This window comes from Mediterraneibacter sp. (assembly GCF_030825015.1).
GTDB lineage: Bacteria > Bacillota > Clostridia > Lachnospirales > Lachnospiraceae > Mediterraneibacter.
Window position 1 is genome coordinate 43,674 of the sequence record NZ_JAPJQP010000009.1, and the last position, 22,658, is coordinate 66,331.

The 22,658-nt window shown below is 39.8% G+C and carries 25 protein-coding genes; 1 reads left to right on the top strand and 24 read right to left on the bottom strand.

Going from position 1 to position 22,658, the window contains the following annotated elements; translation table 11 throughout:
* Positions 1-92 precede the first annotated feature (92 nt).
* From rpmA to RCH61_RS06070, 24 genes are all read right to left on the bottom strand, one after another.
* Complete coding sequence (gene rpmA, locus RCH61_RS05955; protein WP_004845107.1) at positions 93-377, bottom strand: 50S ribosomal protein L27; 285 nt, start codon at positions 375-377, stop codon at positions 93-95.
* Positions 378-382: 5 nt separating this feature from the next.
* Positions 383-715, bottom strand: coding sequence for a ribosomal-processing cysteine protease Prp (locus tag RCH61_RS05960; protein WP_306480140.1), 333 nt, complete (start codon positions 713-715; stop codon positions 383-385).
* Positions 716-726: 11 nt separating this feature from the next.
* Complete coding sequence (gene rplU, locus RCH61_RS05965; RefSeq protein ID WP_004845105.1) at positions 727-1,035, bottom strand: 50S ribosomal protein L21; 309 nt, start codon at positions 1,033-1,035, stop codon at positions 727-729.
* Positions 1,036-1,142: 107 nt separating this feature from the next.
* Positions 1,143-1,562 carry a CBS domain-containing protein gene (locus RCH61_RS05970; RefSeq protein ID WP_306480141.1) on the bottom strand — a complete coding sequence of 140 codons (420 nt, stop codon included), beginning with the start codon at positions 1,560-1,562 and terminating at the stop codon, positions 1,143-1,145.
* Between the two features lie 103 nt (positions 1,563-1,665).
* Complete coding sequence (locus RCH61_RS05975) at positions 1,666-2,985, bottom strand: aspartate kinase (RefSeq protein ID WP_306480142.1); 1,320 nt, start codon at positions 2,983-2,985, stop codon at positions 1,666-1,668.
* A 133-nt stretch (positions 2,986-3,118) separates the two neighbouring features.
* Entirely contained in the window at positions 3,119-4,333 is a 1,215-nt protein-coding gene (locus RCH61_RS05980; protein WP_306480143.1) for a ribonuclease E/G, read from the bottom strand.
* A 21-nt stretch (positions 4,334-4,354) separates the two neighbouring features.
* Positions 4,355-5,077 (bottom strand): TIGR03936 family radical SAM-associated protein, encoded by a 723-nt coding sequence (locus RCH61_RS05985; RefSeq protein ID WP_306480144.1) that lies wholly within the window; start codon positions 5,075-5,077, stop codon positions 4,355-4,357.
* The gene (locus RCH61_RS05990; protein ID WP_306480145.1) at positions 5,061-6,926 is read right to left on the bottom strand and encodes a TIGR03960 family B12-binding radical SAM protein; all 1,866 of its coding nucleotides are present in this window, start codon (positions 6,924-6,926) and stop codon (positions 5,061-5,063) included. Before RCH61_RS05990 ends, RCH61_RS05985 begins: the two co-directional genes overlap by 17 nt.
* Positions 6,927-7,143: 217 nt before the next feature.
* The gene (locus RCH61_RS05995) at positions 7,144-7,458 is read right to left on the bottom strand and encodes a hypothetical protein (RefSeq protein WP_306480146.1); all 315 of its coding nucleotides are present in this window, start codon (positions 7,456-7,458) and stop codon (positions 7,144-7,146) included.
* 131 nt (positions 7,459-7,589) lie between these two features.
* Entirely contained in the window at positions 7,590-8,873 is a 1,284-nt protein-coding gene (gene hisIE, locus RCH61_RS06000; protein ID WP_306480147.1) for a bifunctional phosphoribosyl-AMP cyclohydrolase/phosphoribosyl-ATP diphosphatase HisIE, read from the bottom strand.
* 59 nt (positions 8,874-8,932) lie between these two features.
* Positions 8,933-9,532, bottom strand: coding sequence for an imidazoleglycerol-phosphate dehydratase HisB (hisB, locus tag RCH61_RS06005; protein WP_306480148.1), 600 nt, complete (start codon positions 9,530-9,532; stop codon positions 8,933-8,935).
* The gene (gene hisD, locus RCH61_RS06010) at positions 9,525-10,841 is read right to left on the bottom strand and encodes a histidinol dehydrogenase (RefSeq protein ID WP_306480149.1); all 1,317 of its coding nucleotides are present in this window, start codon (positions 10,839-10,841) and stop codon (positions 9,525-9,527) included. Before hisD ends, hisB begins: the two co-directional genes overlap by 8 nt.
* Positions 10,831-11,493 carry an ATP phosphoribosyltransferase gene (gene hisG / locus RCH61_RS06015; protein WP_306480150.1) on the bottom strand — a complete coding sequence of 221 codons (663 nt, stop codon included), beginning with the start codon at positions 11,491-11,493 and terminating at the stop codon, positions 10,831-10,833. Before hisG ends, hisD begins: the two co-directional genes overlap by 11 nt.
* Positions 11,494-11,519: 26 nt before the next feature.
* Positions 11,520-12,764 (bottom strand): ATP phosphoribosyltransferase regulatory subunit, encoded by a 1,245-nt coding sequence (gene hisZ, locus RCH61_RS06020; protein WP_306480165.1) that lies wholly within the window; start codon positions 12,762-12,764, stop codon positions 11,520-11,522.
* A 79-nt stretch (positions 12,765-12,843) separates the two neighbouring features.
* Complete coding sequence (locus RCH61_RS06025; RefSeq protein WP_306480151.1) at positions 12,844-13,377, bottom strand: Holliday junction resolvase RecU; 534 nt, start codon at positions 13,375-13,377, stop codon at positions 12,844-12,846.
* Positions 13,334-14,377 (bottom strand): RluA family pseudouridine synthase, encoded by a 1,044-nt coding sequence (locus RCH61_RS06030; RefSeq protein ID WP_306480152.1) that lies wholly within the window; start codon positions 14,375-14,377, stop codon positions 13,334-13,336. Before RCH61_RS06030 ends, RCH61_RS06025 begins: the two co-directional genes overlap by 44 nt.
* A gap of 22 nt (positions 14,378-14,399) precedes the next feature.
* The gene (locus RCH61_RS06035) at positions 14,400-14,978 is read right to left on the bottom strand and encodes a hypothetical protein (RefSeq protein ID WP_306480153.1); all 579 of its coding nucleotides are present in this window, start codon (positions 14,976-14,978) and stop codon (positions 14,400-14,402) included.
* Positions 14,975-15,742, bottom strand: coding sequence for an SDR family NAD(P)-dependent oxidoreductase (locus tag RCH61_RS06040; protein ID WP_306480154.1), 768 nt, complete (start codon positions 15,740-15,742; stop codon positions 14,975-14,977). Before RCH61_RS06040 ends, RCH61_RS06035 begins: the two co-directional genes overlap by 4 nt.
* A 12-nt stretch (positions 15,743-15,754) precedes the next feature.
* Positions 15,755-17,653, bottom strand: a complete 1,899-nt coding sequence (locus RCH61_RS06045; RefSeq protein ID WP_306480166.1) for a YgiQ family radical SAM protein — start codon at positions 17,651-17,653, stop codon at positions 15,755-15,757.
* 10 nt (positions 17,654-17,663) lie between these two features.
* Entirely contained in the window at positions 17,664-18,332 is a 669-nt protein-coding gene (locus tag RCH61_RS06050; protein ID WP_178007348.1) for an HAD family hydrolase, read from the bottom strand.
* Positions 18,326-19,096 (bottom strand): pseudouridine synthase, encoded by a 771-nt coding sequence (locus RCH61_RS06055; protein ID WP_178007350.1) that lies wholly within the window; start codon positions 19,094-19,096, stop codon positions 18,326-18,328. The genes RCH61_RS06050 and RCH61_RS06055 overlap by 7 nt, the downstream gene beginning before the upstream one ends.
* The gene (locus RCH61_RS06060) at positions 19,093-20,502 is read right to left on the bottom strand and encodes an RsmF rRNA methyltransferase first C-terminal domain-containing protein (protein WP_178007352.1); all 1,410 of its coding nucleotides are present in this window, start codon (positions 20,500-20,502) and stop codon (positions 19,093-19,095) included. The genes RCH61_RS06055 and RCH61_RS06060 overlap by 4 nt, the downstream gene beginning before the upstream one ends.
* A gap of 103 nt (positions 20,503-20,605) precedes the next feature.
* Positions 20,606-21,460, bottom strand: coding sequence for a M23 family metallopeptidase (locus RCH61_RS06065; RefSeq protein WP_306480155.1), 855 nt, complete (start codon positions 21,458-21,460; stop codon positions 20,606-20,608).
* Between the two features lie 148 nt (positions 21,461-21,608).
* A complete protein-coding gene (locus tag RCH61_RS06070) occupies positions 21,609-21,950 on the bottom strand; it encodes a hypothetical protein (RefSeq protein ID WP_306480156.1) in 342 nt (113 codons plus the stop codon).
* A 262-nt stretch (positions 21,951-22,212) separates the two neighbouring features.
* Between RCH61_RS06070 and RCH61_RS06075 the strand changes: the two genes are divergently transcribed.
* A complete protein-coding gene (locus RCH61_RS06075; protein ID WP_306480157.1) occupies positions 22,213-22,560 on the top strand; it encodes a hypothetical protein in 348 nt (115 codons plus the stop codon).
* Positions 22,561-22,658 lie beyond the last annotated feature (98 nt).

Consider the following 22,658-nt stretch of genomic DNA (forward strand, 5'->3'; position numbering starts at 1 on the left):
TATGGAACAAAAGCCCCAGACAAAAAGTCTGGGGCTCATACTGCCTGTTATACGAGTGAAAAGTTCCGGCAAGACTTTCTCGTCAAGTCTGATTATTCAGCTACCGGATAGATAGAAACCTGTTTCTTATCTCTTCCTTTTCTTTCATATCTTACTACGCCGTCTACGAGAGCGAACAGAGTATCATCTCCACCGCGTCCTACGTTCAGACCCGGATGGATCTTTGTTCCACGCTGTCTGTAAAGAATGTTTCCTGCTTTTACAAACTGTCCGTCTGCTCTTTTGGCGCCCAGTCTCTTAGACTCGGAATCACGTCCGTTCTTTGTAGAACCTACTCCTTTTTTATGAGCAAAAAACTGAAGATTCATTTTCATCATGGTACTTACACCTCCTTGAAAATAATGTCAATGCATGATTCATATTCTTCGTTGTCTTCTATGCTTTCCAGACCAAGAATCATAGATTCCAACAATAGTGCGGCATCATGCGACGGATGGCTTTTAAATCGAAATTCAATACTTCCGCTGCTTTCATCTGAAATACAGCTTGTTTCATCATCCGTAAAACGCTCGATTGAATTCAGCGTATTAATGACAAATACCGAAACTGCCGCGCATACGATATCTTTTCCGGGATCGTCGTATCCGGCATGTCCTGATATATCAAAACCTGTATATTCATGCCGCTTCGTCTTATAAATGGTTACCTCAATCATAACAAAACTTATTATGCGTTGATCTTGTCGATCTTAACAGCTGTGTACTGCTGTCTATGTCCGTTTTTCTTGTGGTATCCTGTTTTTCTCTTATACTTGTAAACGACAACTTTTTTTGCTTTTCCGTCGCCGATCACAGATGCTGTAACCGTAGCACCTTCTACTGTCGGATTTCCTACGACGAGCTTATCGCTGTTCACTGCGAGCACCTGGTCAAATGTATAAGTTTCTCCGGCCTCAACACCAAGTTTTTCCACTTTAATGATATCGCCTTCAGCTACTTTGTACTGTTTACCACCTGTTGCTATAATCGCGTACATATAGCACCTCCTATTATCATTACTCGCCAATTACGGTGTCTGTTTCCAGAACTTAAACCTCATTGTGCGGCATACTATTAGAATATAACATACTCATTCCGTATAAGTCAATAGCCTTCCGGGAAATTTTTCAATTTTTCGTAACAGTATTCCATAATACTCTTTCTTGTAACAATTCCGATAAATTTCCTTTGGTCATCTACAACCGGAACAAAATTCTGATTCATGGCTTTTTGTAAAAGATCTTCCATATCTGAGTTGATAGATACTGCCACATAATCTACTTTTCGCGGAAAATCCTGAATAAAAATATTTTCTGCTTCTTTTAAATTCAGATTCGTATATTTTTTGATTCCCCAAAGAAGATCTCCTTCTGTAATTGTTCCGACATATTCGCCGGCTTTATTCAACATCGGGATGGAAGCGTATTTATGATATTCCATTGTTTCAAGAACTTGTCTTAATGTACCGTAATCATGAACATATGCCACTTCACTTTTGGGTATTAAAAAGAATAAGATATTCATTGTACATTTTCCCTTTCCGCACATAAACGCATCAATATGATGCGTTTATGTGTATAGATCTTATGCATTTTACAAAAAATTCTTTTTTAAGATGAACTTCGCTTTATATTTGTGTGAGAACAAAAATTTCGTACAGTGCGCGAATCGCATTTTTAAAGTCATCATGTCTGACACCGATAATAATATTCAGCTCACTTGATCCCTGATCGATCATCTTAACATTGATATGAGCATGCGCAAGCGCTGAGAAAATACGTCCTGCTGTTCCACGCGTTGATTTCATTCCCCTTCCGACCACTGCGATGAGCGCAAGATTCGACTCAAGTTCGATATGATCAGGATCTACCGCTTTATGGATATCAGATAAAATCTTCTGCTCTTTTTCTTCAAACACATCTTTATTTACAAAAATTGACATTGTATCAATTCCCGAAGGCATATGTTCGATAGAAACGCCATTATCTTCAAAAACCTGCAGTACCTTTCGGCAAAATCCGACTTCTGAGTTCATCATTGCCTTTTCAACTGTAATTGCTACAAATCCGTCAGTTCCGGCAATTCCTGTAATCGTATATTTCGGCTGGCGGCAAGTTCCTTCAACGATCAAAGTTCCTTTATCCCGCGGTGCGTTTGTATTTCGGATATTAATCGGAATTCCGGCTTTTCTTACAGGGAAAATCGCATCTTCATGAAGAACGCTCGCTCCCATATAAGAAAGTTCGCGAAGTTCTTTATATGTGATTGTTTCAATCGCCTTCGGATTTTTCACAATACGGGGATCTGCGATCAAAAATCCGGAAACATCTGTCCAGTTCTCATACAAATCTGCATGAACAGCCAACGCAACAAGAGAACCCGTAATATCAGATCCGCCTCTTGAGAACGTCACAACTGTTCCGTCTTCTTTTGCTCCGTAAAAACCGGGAATTACAGCTGCCTTGCAGTCCTGAAGACGGGCGGCTAACAGTGTGTTCGTAACTTCGTCATTAAAAGAGCCATCTTCGTTAAAACGTACGACTTCGGCAGCATCTACAAATTCGAAACCAAGATAAGCAGCCATAATTTTACCGTTTAAACATTCACCTCTGGATGCAGCATAATCAGCACCTGCTTTATTACAGAAATTTTTCTTGATCTCAGCAAAATCAACATCCAATGAAAAATCAAGATTCAACCCATCAATAATCTCCTGATATCTTGCGTGGATATTGTCAAGCTGTTCTGTGAAATCTTCACCATTCGATGCGCTTTCATAACAAGCATAAAGCATATCTGTTACTTTTGTATCTTTTGGAAAACGTTTTCCCGGTGCAGACGGAACAACATACCGTCTTGTTTCATCTGCTGTAATGATTGCGCCTACTTTTTTAAACTGATCCGCATTTGCCAGAGAACTTCCTCCGAACTTAACTACTTTTTTCACTCTTTCTTTCCTCCAAATGTAGAACTGATGCAGCGTCTGTGTCCGCTGCCTGACTTCATCTATTCATTGTACTTCCTGCTGACGACAAAAAGTATCGTTATAAGCGTAATTTCAGAACGCTCTCGGTAAAGTATTATAACGCCTTGATCTCTGATTGTAAATATTTTTCCTGTTCATAAAGTGGTTTTCTTACCTTTTTTCTTGTAATTTCTACAAGACCCAACATCGTCATATCAACCAAAGTTGTTGGAATGGGATCTTTCGACAAGAAATTTCGAAACTCTTTTAACAAAAGCTGCGTATCTTCTTCTGATTCGAGATTGACAAAATCAACGAGGATAATTCCAGAGAGATTTCGCAGACGGATCTGTTTTGCCGCTTCTTTTGCCGCTTCCAAATTGACTTTCAGCGCACCTGCTCCGCTTTGTGACTTTACTGCCATTTTCCCGGAATTGACATCGATTACTGTAAGAGCTTCTGTTGGCTGAATGATGAGATAGCCGCCGTTTTTCAGCCATACGAATTCTCTCAGCGCTTTTTCCAAAGCTGTTTCCGTAGAATACAATTTGCAAAGAGGGAAATCCGGATTATCATAAAGCCTGAGAAGCCCTGCTTTTTCCGGGAATTCCGCATAAAAGTATTCTTGTATTTCGGTATACAATTTTTCCCCTTCTACAATGATTTCTTCCATACCTTCCATATATACGTTCTTTAAATCAGAGATATACGCAGGAGGAGCTGATTTCAGGCATGAAAAGCAGACGCGGGACAATGCGTTTTTTAAAAGACGTTCATATTCTTCTTTTAAATGTTCAATTTCTTCAACCACTTCTTCAAAAGGAGCATTTTTTGCATTTGTCCGTATGATGATCCCAAAGTTGTCATTTTTCATATTTGCCAAACGCTCCTTGAATTCATCCCGAAGTGTGCGGGAAATTTTCGAGGACACGCCAATGCGGGTATTTCCGTGAGTTAATACGACATATCTTCCGGTAAAACTCAGTTTGGAAGTTACTGTAGGGGCTTTTGTTTTCACAGCTTCCCGACTGATCTGCACAACAAGTTCATCCCCGATACAAAGTGACTTTTTCCCTGATTTATGTGTAAAATATGCATTTTCTGCATCTTTCAGATCAAAATAGCAATTTACGCCTTTTGCTACTTCTATAAAGGCTGCGCCTATATTAGGAACAATATTTTGCACCTTTCCGATATAAATATCACCCAATTTTTGGGCAGAAGCCAGTTCTTCTTCTACACTGCTGTGTATTTCAACAATGTCATCTTCTTCAATAAGATACGTTCGTATTTTGTTTTTATTTTTCTCTATCAGTATTTTTCGTTTCAAGATGAACCCTTCCCTCTGTGATTACAGTTCTGATACTGAGTCTGAGCGGATTTCTCTGCCCAAACTTTCAAGTGAAACTAAGTTTCTTTCTCCATTTTCGCCTTTGTTTGCATACATTTCAAGACGATGATAGGCGAAACGCACATCTTCTGAAATTTTTGCATAATCAGAAAATGTTTCCATTACAAGATCCGGCTTTAGATTTTCCGAACTGCCTGCTGCAAGAAGCAGGTAGATCTTATCTTCGCGTATTTCCCAAGCATCGATAAGAGAACGGATATCAACCATTCGCTCGCTGCGCTTTGTCTGTTTCATAACCTGAATCTTCGGCTGAGACATAAATTCTCCGAACTGTTTCTCCCAATCGGAAGGAAGTTCTCCTTTCCTGACAGAAACAAGATAATCAGCGCCTGCAAGAATAGTCATTCCGGTTTGCTTTTTTTCTTCTGAGATTTGTCTGAAACTAACAACTTCAATTCCTTCTACGCAAGCTTCATTCATACGTTTTACCGCTGTTTGGCTGTCTATCGTCTCTGTCAGTTCAATGTCGAAATATTCTCCGTCGCTTGTCAGACCGATTCCAAGCGGACTTGCAAAGGACATGATCATATGGGGACTGTAACCGCCTGTAAAAGCAATCGGGATCTCTGCACGGCGCATTACTTTCTGAAAAAATCGCATGACATCAAGATGCCCGATAAAACGAAGCGCCCCATATTTTTTGAATTTAATTCTTACCTTCATAACAGACACCTCCTCCGAATTTTGCAGCGCCGCATCCGGAACAATGTTCACGACAATTTGGCGTTACTTCCGCATTCATCGCTCTTTCCCATTCTTTTCTGAGGAACTTGCGGCTGACACCTGTGTCAATAAAATCCCAAGGGAAAAGTTCGTCTTCCTCTCTCATGCGAAGCGTGTAAAACTCTTTCTTGATTCCGGTATTCAAAAAAGCCTGTTCCCACAGATCATCCCGGAAACTTTCTGTCCAAGAATCAAACAGGCATCCCAGTCGGTAAGCCTCTTCAATCACTTTCCCGATCCGTCTGTCTCCCCTTGCCATGACTCCTTCTAATACGGTTACTTCTGCATCATGCCAATTATATTTTAAACTTTTCCGGTTTAACTGCTCTTTGAACTCATCATTTACAAGATGTGCTCTTCTCGTATATTCCTCGGCTGTACACATTGCTGCCCACTGAAACGGTGTAAAAGGTTTTGGCACAAAAAAAGAAGAACTTGCTGTAATCTGACATTTTCCATTTCTTTGATCTTTCGGAATTTCATAATATCTGCGGGCAACTCTTTCACACAGGTGGGCAATTTCTTTCATGTCCTCTTCTGTTTCGGTTGGAAGACCAAGCATAAAATAGAGCTTTACTTTTGTCCATCCGCCTTCAAAAGCCTGTCCTGCGCCTTCCATAATATCTTCTTCTGTAAGACCTTTGTTAATCACGTTCCTCATTCTCTGTGATCCGGCTTCAGGAGCAAATGTAAGACTGCTCTTTCTGATATCTTGAACTTTGCTCATTACATCCAAAGAAAACGCATCGATCCTAAGAGATGGCAATGAAATGTTAATTGCTTTTTCTTTGAATTCATCAATCAGGAACATGACCAGTTCTTTTAATTCAGAGTAGTCACTGGAACTTAAGGAACTAAGTGAAATTTCTTCGTGTCCTGTGTTTGTCAACATCGTTTTGGCATATTCTTTCAGACGCTTCACATTACGTTCCCTTGTAGGACGGTAGATCATTCCTGCCTGGCAAAAACGACATCCGCGAATACAACCGCGCTGAATTTCAAGGACGACTCGATCTTGTGTTGCTTTGATAAAAGGGACGACCGGATTCATAGGGTATGTTGTATCGGTCACATCCATTACAACTTGCTTTTTTACACTTTCAGGAGCATGAAAATTGTTCGGAGTAAATGATTTCAACGTGCCGTCATCATTATATTCAACATCATAAAAAGCCGGAACATAAATTCCTGCAATTTTTGCAGCTTGTTCAAGAAATTCAATTCTTGTTTTTCCTTCTGCCCGACATTTTTTGTATGTGTCAAGCAGTTCATCATAAGAAGTCTCTCCCTCTCCGATATAAAACAAATCAAAAAATTCTGCAAGAGGTTCAGGGTTATATGCACAGGGACCTCCTCCGATCACGATTGGATCGTTTTCGGTACGGTCGCATGAATGCATCGGAATTTGACTCAACTCTAAAATCTGCAAAATATTTGTATAACACATCTCAAATTGAATTGTAATTCCTAAAAAGTCAAATTCCCTGATTGGATCCTGAGACTCCAGTGCAAAGAGAGGGAGTTTTTCTTTGCGCATAATTTTGTCAAGATCTGTCCATGGAGAATAAACACGTTCACACCAGACATCGTCTCTTCTGTTAAACATATCATATAAGATCTGAATACCGAGATGTGACATTCCTATCTCATAAACGTCAGGGAAGCACATCGCAAAGCGGATATCGATCTGATCCTTGTCCTTCATCACCGAGTTCACCTCATTCCCAATATAGCGGGCAGGCTTTTCGATATTTAATAAAATATCATCAGTTAAAGCTAATTTTCTCATAATTTTCCTTTCGTTTTTATTTAACATATACAAAAATCAACTTTCTGTTCTTTTTCGATTTCGCAGAATACCTTCTGAAACAGTACTCCAGACCGCAATATTATATACTTTTTGAGAAAGGAGTTCAAGGAAATATAAAAAATAGAACCTTTAAAATCTTTTCATTTTTACAGCTATTTTTATATTTGTACTGAAATGAATGTGATAATCTAAATTTTTATAAATCTTTCCATACTTCCTTTACCGTTTCCATATCCACATTTCTTTCAATCTCATTTATGATTTTTGTACTGTTTACGTTTGCTACTTCTGTATGGTTCTGATCCATATATACGAAAAAGATAAAACAAAGAATGCCGATTACGAGCCGCATATAAAAACTGCCGCTTGTATCCTCGCTGGAAGCATTTTCAGACTGCTCTTTACAAAGATTTCCGTAGCGGGGATGAATCGGCGGAAAAGAATCACGGTCGCCGGAAAGTTGTTTTGCCTGCCGAAGCAGCTCCTTACGTCTTAGTTGTTCCTCGGTCATATTGTTTCCTTTCTCTGTATCCCTTTTTCATGATCGGATTTTTAAGAAGAAAAAAGCATAAGATATCGTTTTACAACATCTTATGCTTTGCCGTTCCTTTCTATACCGTTTTACAGCAGCAGGACTGCTTCTTATCTGTCTGCCAGTTCATTTATAATATCTTCCCATGTAACGCCGCGCTCCACCATGAGAACCATTGCATGGTATAAGAAATCTGAAATCTCATATTTGATTTCTTCCGGATTTGGATTTTTGGCTGCAATCACAATTTCTGTAGCCTCTTCTCCTACTTTCTTTAAAATTTTATCGATGCCTTTATCAAATAAATAATTCGTATAGGATCCCTCTTTTGGATTTTGCTTCCGATCTTCGATTGTACTATATACCGTTTCAAATACTTGAAGCGGATTTTTTGCATCGTAATCAGCACCTACAATCGTTGTATAAAAACAGGATCTGTTGCCTGTATGGCATGCCGCGCCGACTTGATCGACTTTTGCAAGCAGGGTATCTTTATCGCAATCGACAGACAGAGATTTCACATATTGAAAATGTCCGGAGGTTTCTCCTTTGACCCACTGTTCCTGTCTGCTTCGACTGTAATAAGTCATACGTCCTGTTTTCACTGTATGATCAAATGCCTCTTCATTCATATATGCCATCATCAGAACTTCATTTGTTTTATAATCCTGTACAATTACAGGTATCAGTCCATCTGAATTTAATTTAAACTCAGAAAAATCCATCATGCTTTCAAAGGATGTCATTTTAATCCCTGACTGCATACAGACCTCTTTAAACTGATTAAAATCCATTTCCATACTGCTGATAAACATTCCTGAAACACCTTTGACGCCATCGCTTTTTAAAATCCTTAATATTTCGCTTTCATCCATTGTATCTGTTACGACAACACAAGGAATTTCTGTAATATTTACAACGGAATTCAAATCAAGGCGATGCATAAATACAATTTCAGAACTGTATTTTTCAATCAAATGCTGTTGTTTAAAAAGCGTATCAAAATCATTTAAGGATACTGCTATTTTTTCTTTTCCGAAACGCAGGGAAACTTCTTTGATCAGATCGATTGAAACTTTTTTTGAAAAGTTAAGCATGGCGCGTTTTACGCCTGCATAAAGAAGTTTTTTGACATCTTCTGCTCTTCGGATGTTTCCGCCGGCAACCATCGGAATACTGATAATACGGTTTATTTTTTTGATCAGGTCAATGGACTCTTCATGTTCTTCATCTGAATCCGAAAGATCAAATACAAGCAGCTCATCTGCCCCATTTGTATTATACTGTTTTGCAAGTCCGATTACATCTTCTGTCAATACGGTGTGGTCGTCAAACCACTTTACCGCCTTTCCTCCTGCAATAAAAATGCAGGGAGTCAGTCTTTTATAACTCATGATTCATTCTCCTAATTTTCTTTTATTTGTACGAACCAGTATGTCAAGTCTGGCGTCCATTACAGCGCGCCTTTTGTAGACCATACTTCTGTCATTCTCGGTTCTGGAGAAACTGCCATATCAAGTGCTTTTCCAAACACTTTGAAAAGTGCTTCTGCCATATGATGATTATTTCCTCCGTCTAAGATTTTTAAATGCAGATTCATCTGTGCACTGTATGAGACGGCATAAAAAAATTCTTTTACCATCTCTGTATCCATTGTTCCGAGTTTATCTGTTGTAAATAAAGCGTCATATTTAAAATAAGGGCGACCGGAAAGATCGACTGCGCAAAGGGCAAGTACTTCGTCCATAGGGAGGACAAAATAGCCATATCTTTTGATCCCTGCTTTATCGCCAAGCGCTTTTCTGATTGCCGTTCCAAGAACAATCCCTACATCTTCAATCGTATGATGACTATCGACTTCAAGATCTCCGTTTACTTTTACCTCAAGATCAAACAGTCCATGTCTGGCAAATCCATCCAGCATATGATCAAAAAAAGCAATTCCTGTATCTATTTTGTTTTTGCCCTGCCCATCTAAATTAATAGACAATGTGATATCTGTCTCTTTTGTTTTCCGCGCACAATCCGCAGTACGTCTGTTATTTTCACTCATTACACTGCTCTCCTCTTCCTGTTTCAAAACGGACTTTTATCGAATTTGCATGAGCTGTCAGATGTTCCGCTTCAGCAAACCGTTCAATATCCAGATGAATCTTCTCAAGCGCTTCTCTAGAGTAAGAAATGATACTTGATTTTTTAATAAAATCATCAACTGAAAGCGGAGAGAAAAATTTTGCTGTTCCGTTTGTCGGAAGAACATGATTCGGTCCGGCAAAATAATCGCCGAGAGGCTCACTTGAATTCTCCCCGATAAATATAGCTCCTGCATTTCGGATCTTTGTCATCACTTCAAAAGGAGACGCAGTCATAATCTCAAGATGTTCAGAAGCAATCTCATTTGCAGCATCGATTGCTTCATCCATCGTATCTGCCACAAGGATATGACCGTAGTTATCAAGCGATTTTCGAATAATCTCTCCTCTTGATAATTGCTGGATAAAAAGTTCTGTCTGTTCAGAAACCTTTTCTGCCAGTTCCATACTTACTGTCACTAAAATTGCGCTTGCCATTTCATCATGTTCTGCCTGAGACAAAAGATCAGCGGCAACGTAGCGGGGATCTGCCGTTTCATCTGCAAGTACAAGAATCTCACTTGGTCCGGCAATCGAATCGATACTTACATGACCGTACACCGCCTTTTTCGCCAGTGCGACATATATGTTTCCGGGACCGACAATCTTATCTACTTTCGGAATACTTTCGGTTCCGTAAGCAAGAGCAGCGATTGCCTGGGCGCCTCCGATTTTATAGATTTTGTCCGCTCCGGCCTCTTTTGCAGCCACAAGCGTTGTCGGCGTTACTTTTCCGTCTTTTCCGGGCGGAGTCACCATGATGATCTCTCTTACGCCTGCTGTTTTTGCCGGAACGATATTCATAAGAACAGAGGAAGGATATGCTGCCTTTCCTCCGGGCACATACACGCCTACTTTGTCAAGCGCCGTCACTTTCTGTCCAAGGATCGTTCCGTCAGGTTTGCTGTCAAACCAACTGTACTGCATTTGTTTTGCGTGATAGGATTCAATGTTTTTCAACGCTTTTCTGATGACGGCAAGAAGGTCTTTGTCAATTTGAGCATATGCTTCTTCTATTTCTTCTTCTTTCACAAGAACAGAATCTTTGTCAAGACAGAATCCGTCAAATTTTTTTGTATAAGCAAAAAGAGCCTCGTCTCCCTTTTCTTTTACATCATCTAAAATCACTTTTACCTGCTCTTCGTATGCTCCGTAGCTATTGGGACTTCTTTTGAGCAAGTCTTCCAAAAGATTTTTTTTCGTAGTTTGATCTAATTTTTCAATTCGCATGACTGTTTTGCTCCTCCCGTAAAAGTTCTCTTAAATTTGTGATCAGCTTTTTGATCCGCTCATTCTCCATCCGCATACTTACCGGATTCACGATCATTCTTGCAGACAATGGGCAAACTTCCTCCAAAACAACAAGACCGTTCTCTTTCAGAGTCGTTCCGGTCTCCACGATATCAACGATCACTTCTGACAATCCAACAATCGGCGCCAGTTCGATAGAGCCGTTCATTTTAATCAATTCAACAGTCTGGTGTTTCTTATTATAAAAATAGTCTTTTGCAATGTTCGGATATTTTGTTGCAACTCGGATCAGTTCATGGCGATTGAGCAGATCTTTCGCCTCTTCACGTCCGCAAACGCACATTCTGCATTTACCAAAGCCAAGATCAAGTACTTCATGAACTTTACGTCCTTCTTCAATGATTGTATCTCGACCTGCCACTCCGATGTCAGCCGCTCCATACTCCACATATGTAGGCACATCCGGTCCTTTTGCCAGAAAAAACTTCAATTTCAGTTCTTCATTTATAAATATTAGTTTTCTTGAATCTTTCTCTTTCATTTCCTCACAAGTAATACCGAGACTCTCAAGCATCTTCATTGTCTTTCCTGCAAGTCTTCCTTTTGTAAGGGCAAATGTCAAATATCTCATACTGTGCTCCTTTTGTGCCATTTGCATTATTTTGCAATATCAGCCGTTTTCTTTTCTCCTGTAATTAGGTTCATCATTTCCAATCTCTTTTCATCAGACAGACAGATCAAAGCCGCAGCATTCTTTCTCTTTGCATACGCTTCATACGCAGATCTGTCTTTCCCTTTTTCCTGTTTGATCAGTTCGATACATCGCCCCTTCTGACGAAAACTTCCGGCAAGAATAATGGCATCACTTTCTGTTTTTTCTGTATATACAATGATATTTCTTCTTGTTGTCTCTACAGAGATTTTTTGTCGTGAAAGCGCGCTCATTAATTCATCAACGATAATTGCAAATCCGATTGACGGTGTTTCTTTTCCAAATTTCTCAAGAAGATGGTTATACCTTCCGCCTCTTACAATAGCGTCTCCTGTTCCATAAGTATATACGCGGAATACAATTCCCGTATAATAGCCGTAGCCGCCGCTCATACTTAAATCAAACGTCACATGATCTGATGCATGATATAACTGCAGAAGGTGACTGATCTGACGAAGTCTTGCAACTGCTGATTTTGCCTTCTCATCAATAGCAAATTGTTCTGCTTTGTCTAAGGCGTCTTCGGTTCCCATTAATTCAGGGAGAATTGAAAACGCTTTTCTGACCGTTTCATCTGCTTTTTTTTCTTCCAAAAGCTCTTCTGCCCCGAAAAAATTGCGGTTTCCGATCAGTTCCCGTATATGTTCAGCCGTTTCATCGTCTAATCGTGCTGCGGATAAAATACTTTGAAGAAAATCAACATGACCTATGCTGATCTGAAATTCTTCTAATCCGGCTTTTTTTAATGCGTCAGCAACCATTGCAATCATTTCTGCATCTGCTTCCACAGAATCAAGACCGATTAACTCTGCCCCTAACTGAGTGTTCTCTTTTAATCTGCCGCGATAACTGGAATGATTGATAAAAGTATTTCCTACATAACAAAATCTTAACGGAAACTCTTCTGTATCAAATAAAGTTGCTGCTGCTCTGGCAACCGACGGAGTAATATCCGGCCGCAGCGACAGTATATTTCCATCACGATCAAAAAATTTATACAGCTCCTGCGTCGAAGTCGAGCCGATCTCTTCCCGAAATACATCATAGTATTCAAATGTCGGAGTCTGAATATCTTCATATCCATACAGATGAAGCACTTGATTTAATTTTTTCTGCAATGTGAGTTTTATTTCACATTCCCTGCTATAAATATCCCTTACTCCTTCAGGAGTATGAAGTTTTTCTTCCATCACAAATAAAGCTCCTTTCACTTTACTGTGCTAATGCACTAAACACTTTCGGATATTATACGAATTTTCCTTTGATCTGTCAATCCCTTCCTTCAAGGTCTTTTTGTATACAATCAAGATACGGAACAAAATATCCCCTTTTCAGTTCCATAAACCAATTTGGTTCTAATTCGTCAAAGCGAACGCTTTTTCTTCCGCCATCTCTTGCTCGATCCCAAAATTTCTGTATTTGGCTATATCTCATATAATACAGTTCCTCTCTCGTTGTATAGTAGATCAGCAAAAAAGCAATGCCCCCCTGCTCTTCAAATTTCTGCATGAATTCAACCTGATGCTCATGGACATTTGCAAGGGGGAACGTATCCGTCTTACATTCTTTCGCATCAAAGCAAACAGGAATTCCCTGGACGGCGCCGATATAGTCAACGGTACTGACTTTATCGAAGTAAGCAAGGGTAATATGTCTGCTTTCCCGTTCGATTTTTACCGGAGTAATAGGAGTCGGTATCTTTTGAATCAAAGCAAGTTTCATCTGTGCATACTGTTCATTTGTCTGATTAATAAATTCTTCAAGCGTGGAACCGCGAAGTCCTCTGGAATTCCATGTCGCCACTTGTCATCACCCCTTTATCTGTACAGATTTTTTTAAATAGAGAAGGAACAGGTGCAGTAATCTGTCCTTCGGGGAGATTTTTAATGAGATCTTCGTCAGGAAAACAAAGCTGATATGCATGAAGAAGCTGGCTCTGCAGACCATACTTCTTTTTATAAACTTCATTTATTTTGAAATCTCCATATTTATAATCTCCGATGATCGGATGACCGATCGAAGCTAAATGGGCACGGATCTGATGTGTTTTTCCTGTGATAAGATGAACTTTTAAAAGAGTGACATTTTCGCCTGAACAAAGAGGCGTATACTCTGTTTCAATCGGAAGTGCATTCTTATCTTTTCGACAGTCGTTCATGACAGCAACTTTATTTGCTTTTGAATTCTTTTTCAAATAGCCCTGGATTCTTTGTTTCTCTTTTACACTTCCTGATACGAGACATAAATAATATTTAGCCAATGTACGCTTTCGGAACATTTCGCTTAATATCTGCAATGCATTTAAGGTTTTTCCTCCGGCAACGATCCCGCTTGTATTCCGGTCGAGCCGATTGCAGATAGACGGGCGGAACGTTTTTAATTCTTCCTTTGTAACCTGCCCTGTTTCTAAAAGATATTCTATAAGATACTCCACGAGGGAAACATCATCTTTGTTTGCTTTTTGAGAAAGCATGCCGACTGGCTTGTTCACAAAGATCACATTTTCATCTTCATATAAAATATCAAGGTTCACTTTGTCTTTTTTTCTGTTTTCGCTTACCGGTATAAAAAGTTCTTCCGGTACTTTTGAAAATTTTGCAATCGTTTCATCAGAAAAGAATAACTTTACTGTATCACCAACCGATAAAATTTCATTTCCAGAAGCCTTTTTTCCGTTTAATGTAATATTCTTTTTTCGAAGCATTTTATAGAGGAAGCTTTTCGGCGCCTGATCCAAATACTTTCCTAAAAATTTATCAAATCGCTGTCCCGCTTCATTTGAACGGATCTTCATCTCTTTCATTTCTCGTCGTTCCTCTTCCTGTTTACATAGAGATATTTAAGATAATACTGCGTATCGCAGTCTCTTTTTCCTTCGTATCTTCTTTTTCTACCGCCGCAATATTATTCAGTCCTTCGGCTCTTGTAATAAATGGTTTATATTCGTTTAAAATACGGATCTGCAGTCCGGTATATCCATTTTGCGCTAAAATTGTTTTGATATGACCAGCAAGCTCGGTTGTATTTACTTTCTTATAATGGGTATATCCGAAAATGTTGTGTCCTGAGATCACAATACAATCGACAGGCATAATATGATCTCTGCTTGTAATCACCATATCGTAACAAACTGTCAGCCTGTCTGTTTTTGAAGCAATCTCCCGGGCAGTTTTTTCATCTATGGAGCTATAGGGGAATCGCGTAATAACTCCGACAAGAGCTTTGGATGCCGGAAGGCAGCCTACAATGGCAACAACTGTAAGTAAATTCAATTTCGTTCCGGTTTGAAAATACCCGAGCAGCAGGATTGCAATGACAATGCCGAAATAGACGATTGTTCTTATTATTTCAATCGTTCTTTTGTACTTCAAATATCCAGGCATTCCTTTTTCAGTTTTCTTCATGATGTAAATAATTCCTCCACTTTCAAAATTAAGCTGACCGGCAGCAGTTTCGTCATAACATGTACCGATTTTATTCCTGTGCCATACACAGAAACAGCCTTTTTCTTTCTGCTGTCTAAGAGCGCCTTATGAACAACGTTTTCCGCCTGTGCCATATTTAGTTTTTTAAGTGGATTTTTCAATTCTCCGCTTCTCTTAAAAAATGCTGTATCAACAGGACCCGGACAAACAGCGGTTACATAAATGCCGTTTTCTTTTAATTCCTGTCCCAATGCGCGGGAAAAACTGTAAACACATGACTTTGATGCAGCATAAACTGCAAAATCCGGTTGTGGACAAAACGCTGCGGCGCTTGCTACATTCACGATTCGACTTCCAATACCCATATAGGGAAGTGTCATCTGAGTCATTCGAATCAAAGCAGTACAGTTCAGATCGATCATGTCTGTCTGAAGCCGTTTTCCTTCTTCTGCAATATCAGTAAATCTTCCGCTTTTTCCGAATCCCGCTGCATTTACAAGCATCCTCACATTCGGACGCCACCGATGAAGTTCTGTATAAAATTCCCTGTATATTTCTCTCTTCTGTAAATCTCCTGCGAAGATCCGAAGAGGAACATCTACTTCTTTGCGAAGCATTTCCAACTGTTCCTGTCTTCGGGCAATTACCCATATTTCATCGAGATCTTTATAAAAATATTCTAACTGATGAACAAATTCTCTTCCCATTCCCGATGACGCACCTGTAACAACTGCTATTTTCATCCTCTTTCATCCTCACTTTTTTCTATGCACATTTCGAATTGTTTTTTTCTTAAATTTTGTCTTTTTTCCTGTGTTGTCCTTTTTCTCATAACCTGTCTTTATACTGTTTTTTTCACGCCGCGGACGGATCAGACACTTCGGACCAAAACCGACCAGATCCATTCTGCCGGTTTTTTTCAGCGCTTCATATACAAGATCGTAATGTTTCGGATCGCGATACTGAATCAAAGCTCTCTGCATTGCTTTTTCGTGTGGGTTCTTCGGAACATAAACTGATTGACCCGTACGCGGATCAATTCCTGTATAATACATACAAGTTGACAGCGTTGAAGGAGTTGGATAAAAGTCTTGCACCTGCTCGGGCATATATCCAAGATCTCTGCAATATTCTGCCAGTTCAACAGCTTCTTTTAATGTTGAACCCGGATGAGAAGACATAAGATAGGGAACGAGATATTGCTCTTTTCCAAGCGCTTTATTCATCCTTTTAAATTGTCTTGTAAATTCTTCATATACCTGATGCTGCGGTTTCCCCATCAAAGATAATACAGGAGCGCTGATATGCTCAGGCGCGACTTTCAACTGTCCACTTACATGATATTGGCACAATTCTTTTAAAAATGTATTCTTCTGATCTGCCAGCAGATAATCAAATCGGATTCCGGAACGAATAAACACTTTTTTTACTTTCGGAATCTCCCTGAGTTTTCTCAGCAATGAAACATAATCACTATGGTCTGCGTTAAGGTTTTTGCACGGTTGTGGAAACAGGCACTGTTTTGTTTTGCAAACGCCATGCTCGAATTGTTTCCTGCAGGATGGATGACGGAAATTTGCAGTCGGTCCTCCCACATCATGGATATATCCTTTAAAGTCTTTCTCTTCGGTAATCTGTTTTGCTTCTTTCAGAAGAGATTCATGACTTCTGACTTGAACAATACGTCCCTGATGAAAAGTCAACGCACAGAAACTGCATCCTCCGAAACAGCCTCTGTTGCTGATCAGACTGAATCGGATCTCTGAAATCGCAGGAATACCGCCTTTGTCTTCATATGACGGATGATAAGTTCTCTGATACGGCAGATCATAAATATCGTCCATTTCGGTAACGGTCAAAGGCTTTGAAGGGGGATTCTGAACAACATATATCTGCCCGGAATACGGCTCTGCAAGCCGTTTTCCGTTAAACGCATCCGTATTCAGGTATTGTGTATAAAAACTTTTTGCGTATGTCTTTCGATCCGCTTTTAACTCATCATAAGAAGGGAGAAACTGTGCATCGTAAATATTTTCTTTTCCTTTTATTTTCACAACTGTTCCGTCGATATATGTGATCTCTTCGATCGGGATTTTTGCTTCCAAAGCTTCGGCAATCTCCGGGATCGAACGTTCTCCCATTCCATAGGAAATAATATCTGCGCCTGAATCCAAAAGAATCGACCGTTTCAACTGATCTGACCAATAATCATAATGAGCCATACGTCTTAGACTTGCTTCGATCCCACCTAAAATTATCGGTGTCTTTTTGTACTTTTGCCGAATTAAATTTCCATAGACGACACAAGCGTGATCCGGTCGTCTTCCCATCTCTCCGCCAGGTGTGTATGCGTCTGTCTTTCGACGTTTTTTCGATACCGAATAATGATTTACCATAGAATCCATATTTCCGGCCGACACAAGAAATCCTAATTTGGGTTCCCCATATATACAGATACTTTCAGGATTCTTCCAATCAGGCTGAGAGATGATCCCGACCCGATATCCTCTCGACTCTAAAAGACGACTGATAATCGCATGTCCAAAGGATGGGTGATCCACATATCCATCTCCGATGACATAAGCAAAATCAACACTGTCCCAACCTCGTTTTTCCATATCTTCTCTGCATATCGGTAAAAAATCATGATTCATATTTGTCAATTCAGCACCTCTCATATGTGTTTTTTAAAACATCAAAAAAGTCTCGGATAAAGTAATCTGCTGCAGCTTTTTTGGCAGCTTTATCTGCCCGTGTAAATTCATCGTCTACGGCACATACTTCCATACCTGCATTTTTACCTGCTAAGATTCCATTTATAACATCTTCAAATACAAGACAATTTCCCGGATCTACATTTATATCTTCTGCAACTTTCAGATAAACATCCGGAGCCGGTTTTCCTGAAGCTACTTCAGAAGAGGTTCGAACAGAATCAAAATACTTTGTCAGTCCTCTCCCTTTGAGCGCGGCTTCTGCAATCTCCCGATCGTTGCTCGTTGCAATGCCAAGGCGAATACCGTCTTTTTTCAGTTGATCAAGAAATTCAACGGCGCCGGGTTTCGGAAATACTTTCGTCGCATAAAGTCTAACCGTCATATCGCGCCATTCCTGCATTACATTTTCCACTGTTTGATCCAAAGTTGTAAATGTACGAACGAAATACTGTGCCGTTTCGACATAACTCATGCCTTCGATATCTTTATGAAATGTTGCCGGTGCAGTCAGATTATATTTGTCCATATAGATCCGATCCACTTCCGGCCAGATCCACATTGAATCTACCAGTGAACCATCCATATCAAAAATGACTGCTTTTTTCCCTGTCAGCATAATTGTTTTACCTCTTCTTCCGTTAATTTTCTATATTCTCCGGGGTTTAACAAAGGATCAAGTGTCAAAGTCCCGAAGCGGATCCGCTTCAAATAAACAACTTCTTTACCCGCTGCATGAAACATTCGCTTAACTTGGTGGAATCTTCCCTCTCTGATCGTAAGAAGTATTTCCGAATCCCCTTCCGGCTGTTCTGCTCTTTTTTCGCCGTTTATCCATTGCTCCTCTTGAATTTTCTGCTCTTTATGTACGGAAAGGATTTCCAAAACAGCAGGCATAGTCAGTTTTTCATCCCCGATATCAACCCCTCTTTTAAACCATTCCACATCCTTTTCCGTTACAATTCCATTTACTTTTGCATAATAAACTTTGTCCACATGCTTCTTCGGCGAAAGAAGACGATGCGCCAGTTTTCCGTCGTTTGTAATTAAAAGAAGTCCTTCGGTATCTTTATCCAATCGACCTGCCGGAAACAGATCTTTTCTTTTTGTTTCTTTGATAAGATCAATCACTGTCCGCTCCTTTCGGTCTTCTGTTGCTGACACCACTCCGGCGGGTTTATTTAACATATAATATTCATAGCCTGAATAAGAAATCAGTTCCCCTTTTAAAAAGATCTGATCCTTCTGCGTATCAACTTTCCGATCGGACTGTTTTTCTATTTGATCATTAATCACAACGAAGCCTTTTGCAATTTCTTTTTTCACCTGACTTCTTGAACCGCATCCCATTTCTGTTAAATATTTGTCTAATCTTATTTTCATGAGGATTGCCACCGCCATCCCGGCAAATATTTATTCTTCAAGATTTGTCCCGACAGTTTTCCGAAACCGAGAGAATACCCGTCCACACAGACAAGATACCAGCCTTTTGCCTGCAAAGAGACAAGATCTTCGACATCAAGTGTCTCACCTTTCAAATATTTGATAACCCGATCGTCGCCAACAGAAAGATCGAGCACATTCTCATATTCTTCTTTTTTTAAGTTCATTGCTAGAGCCTGGCTTGGTTCAAAACGTCTCTTTTTCAGTTCTCCCAAAAGGAGTCCTGATCTCAGAAAGCGTACTCCGTTTAACTTTGGAAGGCCTTCCGGCATATAGTAGACGTTTTCTCCCCGTATATCAATTCTGTCAGGATCAAAGATTCTGTTTATCTTTTTTAAAAATTCTGTAAGTTCCTCGGGAAGTTTTTTCTCTTTTCCGTTTTTATTTCGAAGAATTTTTTCTCCTTTCGCTGTTTCTTTTGAGAAACAATTTTCTTCCCCTTTTTTTAAGAGTGCAATGAAATGCCCTTCCCCTTCCATTTTGTGCGGGAAAATGCGAACTGTTTTTTTGAGATCTTCATTTCCTGTCAAAGAAGCTTTTGGTATTCCGGCAGAAAATCCTTCATATCCATCCACTTCGCAAATCGCAAATTGAGGAAACTCTTCTAAAAGAAATTCGATCGTCTGTTCGTTTTCTTCTGGAGAAAAGGTACACGTAGAATAGAGCAGCATTCCTCCTTCTTTCAGCATCTGAGCCGCCTGAGTGATAATACTTCTTTGAATTTTTGCAAAAAACGCCGGTCCGTGTTCCTCCCATGCCCGCACCATTTTCCTGTCCTTTCGGAACATACCTTCACCGGAACAAGGCGCGTCAATCAAGATTTTGTCGAAATATTCCGGGAAATAATTTACAAGTTTCCCGGGTTCTTCGCTTAAAACAAGAACATTGCCGAGTCCGAAAAGTTCAATGTTTTTCAAAAGCCCTCTTGCCCGCGAATTACTCAGATCATTTGCGATCAAAACTCCGGTTGAATTCAGCCTGGCTCCCAATTCTGTAGCCTTTCCTCCCGGCGCCGCACACACATCAAGCACTCGATCACCCGGTTCGATCGGGATTCGGTTAGCCGGCGTCATAGCGCTTGGTTCCTGTAAATAGTATAAGCCTGCAAAATAATACGGATGCTTTGCCGGCTGATATTTCTCTCCGTCATAGTAAAAACCGTTTTCGATCCACGGAATAGGACGAAGCGGCCACGGGGCAATTTCCAAGAAACGTTCTGTTGATATTTTTGATGTATTTACGCGAAGTCCATAATGGCGGGGTTCTTCATAACATTTTAAATAATCGTTATACTCCCCGCCAAGCAGACTTTTCATTTTTTCTTCAAATTCGATCGGTAGATTCATAGTATTTCCTCTGTTTTCTGTCATTCTTTAAATAATGCTTCTTTCATATGTTATATATCATACCATGTTTTTTCTCTGCATAAAAGACTTTCCGATAATTCTTCTACTTGTTAAGCCGAGCTTTTATTTTTCGATCTTCCACATATTTCAAAGGGGCATATGGATTGACACTGATTTCTTTTCCGTCTTTCCAAAGATATATTCCGAGATGTAAATGAACCGGGAATTTTCCTGTTGTTCCCTCCTCCTTGCTGTATCCGGTATCTCCCATGAATCCGATCACATCGCCGGCATGGATAGAATCTCCTTCTTTAAATCCCGTATAAGAACTTAGATGCGCGTAATAGAAATAAGCTCCTTGTGGGGCAGTGATCCCAATACGATATCCTCCTAACTCCAGCCAGCCTACGGAGGTGACCGTTCCATCTGTCATACTTACAACGGGAAACAGATTCGGCTGATTAACGGACGGCATAATATCTGTTCCTTCATGCTTTCTGTTACCCTGGTAAGTTCGATCCAGCATCCATGAATCGGAAAAAGTAACGTTTAGTCTTTCCGCCTCATATTCCGCTACAGGAAAATATTCCAGATCATTCCAAACCGCCCTGCATGTTTCCAAATAAGACTGCCATCCTTCTAAATGAGACCACCGCTTTTCGGCCTTTCTCATATCCGAATAGACGTCTTGTGTTCCGAAATCACTTTCCAGCCAATATAATCCGAGAATTTTTCCCGGATCGTCACTTTGTTTTATTTTTTCGAAGATATCATCTGGAACAGACTGCCTGCGAAACAGATCAGAACAGATCACCTCTTCTGACAAACGACTTTCTCTGCTTTGATACTGAAGTTTCGGAAGCCAGATTGCCGCAAAGAAAGCAGAAAAAAACAAAGCGGCAGACAGGATCATAAACCTTTCCCAAAATTTTGTTCTTCTTTTTTTAACTATTCCCACATTCTGATTCTTTCCTTTCATGAACAGATACATCAATTCCTTTCTGCCTTTCACTATATGTTATCTTCATACAAAACATGTGCGTATCATACACATTATTATATAGTTAATCCGGCGGTGAAAGGAGAATGGTTGTGATTCGGTTATTTCATAAAAGTTCATCTGAAAAAATCAGGTTTTTTAATATGGGAAGCATTACAGTTTTCCTTTTTCTTACGATGCTTATTTCACCGGATATCGTCTTCTCAGGAACTGCAGACGGACTTTTGCTTTGGTTTAACACCATTTTTCCGACACTCTTTCCATTTATGTTTATCACTGCTGTTCTTTTAAAAAGCGGAGGTTTACATATCATTGCGCAGATTGCAGGCAAACCTGTCGGAAAAATATTTTCGATATCTGCAGCAGGTGCTTTCTCAGTGATTTCCGGATTTTTATGCGGATACCCGATGGGGGCAAAAATTACTGCAGACCTTGTAAACGCAAACAAAATCAACCGTTCGGAAGCTGCTTATCTGCTCTCTTTTTGTAATAATACAAGCCCTGTTTTTATCGTTAATTTTATCATACACAAGGTGTTCCAAAGTGAAACATTTCTTGTGCCTTCACTTGTTATTTTGATTGGAGTTCCGATTATACTTAGTTTCTTTTTCAGAAAGTTTTATCTTCCGTATGACAATGGCAATGCAAAGTCTTTTTCTTCAGAAGAAAATAAGGAATCATTTTCATTTCGTATCTTTGATGAATGTATTATGGACAGTTTTGAAAATATCGTAAAGGTAGGCGGTTATATCATTATTTTTTCCGTATTCATACGCCTTTTATCACGATTTACGGCTGATATACCTGCTCTTCTTTATCTATTGCCTGTTTTAGAGATGACAAATGGGATTTTAATTCTTTTTGAGCAATTCGAACAGATTACCGTTTCTTATCCGCTTATTATTGCTCTCACTTCCTTTGGAGGCGTATGTGCTCTTGCACAAACAAAAAGCATGATTCATTCATCAGGAATTCCTTTTTTCCCGTATGTAATCCAAAAAATAATAACTGCCATAATTTCTGCAGCAGCCGCATACTGCTACGTCATATTATTTTAATCACAGGAAGTGCAAAAGGCACATTCCGAGACTGCAAGCGGTCGCCATTGCCAAAAGAGCAGATCTCTTCCACTTTTAACGTGAAGAGATCTGCTCTC